Here is a 2767-nt window from a genome sequence, read left to right as displayed (position 1 = left end):
GTGATGGGGGTGAGGGGGAGTATTCGGGCGGGGTCGTCGCTCTCACGGAGGAGCAACGAGGTGTCACCACAGGCGAGTTCGACGCAGTCGTTGCCTTCACCGCCGCCGGAGAAGGATGACTTCTGCCACTGAGCGGGGGTGATCATGGCTCTTCCTCACAGATTCTTGGCCAACTGGTGAATGAGGTCACGTGACTGCGCTGGGTCGAGCGACTCGCCTTTCACTTTACGGAAGAGCTTTCGAAAGTGCTCCAGTTGGGCCTCGGAGTCGAGGAACGCGGTGCCGTGCGGAGCGTCACGTACCACGGTGTCCAGGCGGGGTACCGCCCCGCCCAGGTGCACCATCGCACCGCCGGCTCCCGCGAAGGCGTCCAGTTCGAAGGGGATGACCCGGACTGTGACGTGTTCGGCTTCCGACAGCTCCAGGATGCGGGCCAGTTGAGCGCGGAAGGCGGTCCGGCCGGCCACCTTGATACGGAGCGCCGCTTCGTGGATCACGGTCTCGTACGGGATGGGGTCGAGGCCCTCGATGATGACCTTCCGCTTCATCCTGTGGGCCACTCGGTGGTCCAACTCGCTCTCGGGGAACTCCGGGTTCATGTACGAGAAGAGGTCTCGTGCGTAGGCCTCGGTCTGGAAGAGCCCGGGTACGTGGATGACAGCCACGTCGTGACGGAACGTCGCGTGGTGATCCAGCTCGGCGAGGTCGCAGTAGGCGCTGGGAAGAACGCCTCGGTACTCCTCCCACCAGCCGTTCGTGCGGTCTGTCGCCATGGCTACGAGCGCGCCGACCAATTCGCCGTCCGCACAGGCGAAATTGGCGGCAAGCCGGCGCACAGTGTCCTCGCTGACCCCGGCCACGCCGGACTCGATCTGACTCAGTCGCCCTGCGTCGGTTCCCAGCGCCGCCGCTGCTTCGCGTCCCGTGAACCCGGCTGCCTCGCGCAGTTTCCGCAGTTCGGCACCTAGGCGTGCCTGTCGCGCGGTGGGCTGATGTCTCCGCGGCATGGATTCCCTCTCGTTCCTCAACAGCCTCGGGACGGTGCCCCGTTCGTGGGCAGATTACGGCAACAGCTTGCGTTGGACCAACATTGGACCCTACCGTCAGTGATGCGCCGTACACGTTGCGGAACACGGGGTGACCGGAAGCGCACCACTCCGTCCTGCCATGACGGCTGCGGCACTGCCACCGCCCCCGGACATCAACTCCCCACCTCACATACGGAGTTCACGCATGCCCGAAACCGAACACCCCGCGCCTTGGGAGTACTCCCTCAACATCCCCAACGACCCCCGCTCAGTCACCGTCTGCCGCCGCACCCTCCGCCTGATCCTCACGATGCACGGACTGATCGGCCTGGTCGACACCGCCGAACTCCTCGCAACGGAGCTGGTGGGCAACGCCGTTCGCCACACGGAAGGGCCCGCCGCCCTGCGAGTCTCCTGGGCGCCCGGCGTCCTCCGTATCGGCGCCTGGGACGCGAACCCCGAACCCCCGCAGCCACCACGTGAGTTGACCGCGATCACCGATCTGGAGGAGGGCCGCGGCCTCGCCCTGGTCAGGGCCTGCGCCGACCTCTGGGGCTGGCAGCCCCTGTCCAGGAACGGTCACCGGGGCAAGTACGTCTGGTGCGAACTGGGCCGCTCGGCCTGAACGTTCCTTCGCCCCTCGAAAGAGTGAACGTCCTCGAATCGGCCGGACAACCCGGTCCTTGATCCACCTAGGTTGCGCACATGGTCACATCAGCTCACGAGGGCATGCACCGCATCTTCCAGGAGCGGCCCGAGATCCTCACGCCCGTTTTCGGCGTGCTGGGCATCGCGTTACCCGAGAAGGCGGCGGTCTACGCGATCACCTCCGACGTGACGGAGACCCGGCCGATCGCACGGCACATCGACACCGCGCTGCGGATCTGTCCGTCGGACGGGGAGGACTTCCTGCTCGCCGTCGAGTCGCAGGAACGGCGGGATGACAGGAAGGAGGCGAGCTGGCCGTACTACGTCGCCTACCTGCAGTCGAAGTACAAGCTGCCGGTCCTGCTGCTCGTGCTCTGCCGAGACCGGGCCACGGCCAAGTGGGCGGCCGGCCCGTTCGACTGCGGCACACGCGGCTGGACCGTCCAGCGAACGTGGCCCCTCGTCGTCGGACCGGACAACCTCCCGATGATCACGGACGCGAGGACCGCCGCCAGAAATCCCGCGCTGGCCGCGTTCTCCGCCCTGACACACGCCAACAACCGCGACTGCGACGCCATACTGGACGCACTGGACCACGCCCTGACGGGCATGGACGCAGACGCCTCCGACTACATCTACCAATTCCTGGACGTCACCCTCGGGGAGACCCCCGCCGGAGACAAATGGAGGAGCATCATGGGTTTCGTCAACTACTTCCCCGGCCGGGGCCACCTCATGGAGAGGGCCTATCTCGAAGGTCAGGCCGAGGGCGAGGCCGTAGGCAAGGCCCAAGGTGAAGCCAAGGGAGTCCTGCGCGTCCTGGAAGTCCGTGGGTTGGCCGTCTCCCACGATCTCCGCGAGCGCATCACCGCCTGCACCGACCTCGACCGCCTCAACGACTGGCTCGACCGCGCCGGCACGGTCGAGCACGCGGAGGAACTGTTCGCCGAAGTACCGGATGGCGCGGAAGGTTCAGCGGACGTCACCCCCTGACCTTGACCGGCAACTACCCTTCGTTGACGGAATGTTGACCGGTGCATGGCGCAGCGTTGGCGAACCCCCGCTATACGTTCGGCCCCATGCCACTCCCC

General features: G+C 66.4%; 4 protein-coding genes. 2 read left to right on the top strand and 2 right to left on the bottom strand.

Going from position 1 to position 2767, the window contains the following annotated elements; genetic code table 11:
- Together AC31A1_RS49620 and AC31A1_RS49615 are read right to left on the bottom strand one after the other, a co-directional pair.
- A partial coding sequence (locus tag AC31A1_RS49620; protein ID WP_489659631.1) for a DUF397 domain-containing protein occupies window positions 1-146 on the bottom strand: 146 nt, incomplete at its 3' end.
- A gap of 9 nt (window positions 147-155) precedes the next feature.
- A complete protein-coding gene (locus AC31A1_RS49615) occupies window positions 156-1007 on the bottom strand; it encodes a helix-turn-helix domain-containing protein (RefSeq protein WP_489659630.1) in 852 nt (283 codons plus the stop codon).
- A gap of 226 nt (window positions 1008-1233) precedes the next feature.
- On the opposite strand from AC31A1_RS49615, the gene AC31A1_RS49610 reads away from it, so the two are divergent.
- Entirely contained in the window at window positions 1234-1653 is a 420-nt protein-coding gene (locus tag AC31A1_RS49610) for an ATP-binding protein (protein ID WP_489659629.1), read from the top strand.
- Window positions 1654-1733: 80 nt separating this feature from the next.
- Entirely contained in the window at window positions 1734-2669 is a 936-nt protein-coding gene (locus AC31A1_RS49605) for a hypothetical protein (RefSeq protein WP_489659628.1), read from the top strand.
- Window positions 2670-2767: the final 98 nt, after the last annotated feature.

Source organism: Streptomyces sp. P5F9, from assembly GCF_057961495.1.
This window is presented reverse-complemented; position numbering and strand designations above follow the sequence as displayed.

What these genes read in the sequence shown, in the direction of transcription:
- AC31A1_RS49615 (WP_489659630.1), bottom strand. Translation starts at nt 1,007, where the DNA reads ATGCCGCGGAGACATCAGCCCACCGCGCGACAGGCACGCCTAGGTGCC.
- AC31A1_RS49610 (WP_489659629.1), top strand. Translation starts at nt 1,234, where the DNA reads ATGCCCGAAACCGAACACCCCGCGCCTTGGGAGTACTCCCTCAACATC.
- AC31A1_RS49605 (WP_489659628.1), top strand. Translation starts at nt 1,734, where the DNA reads ATGGTCACATCAGCTCACGAGGGCATGCACCGCATCTTCCAGGAGCGG.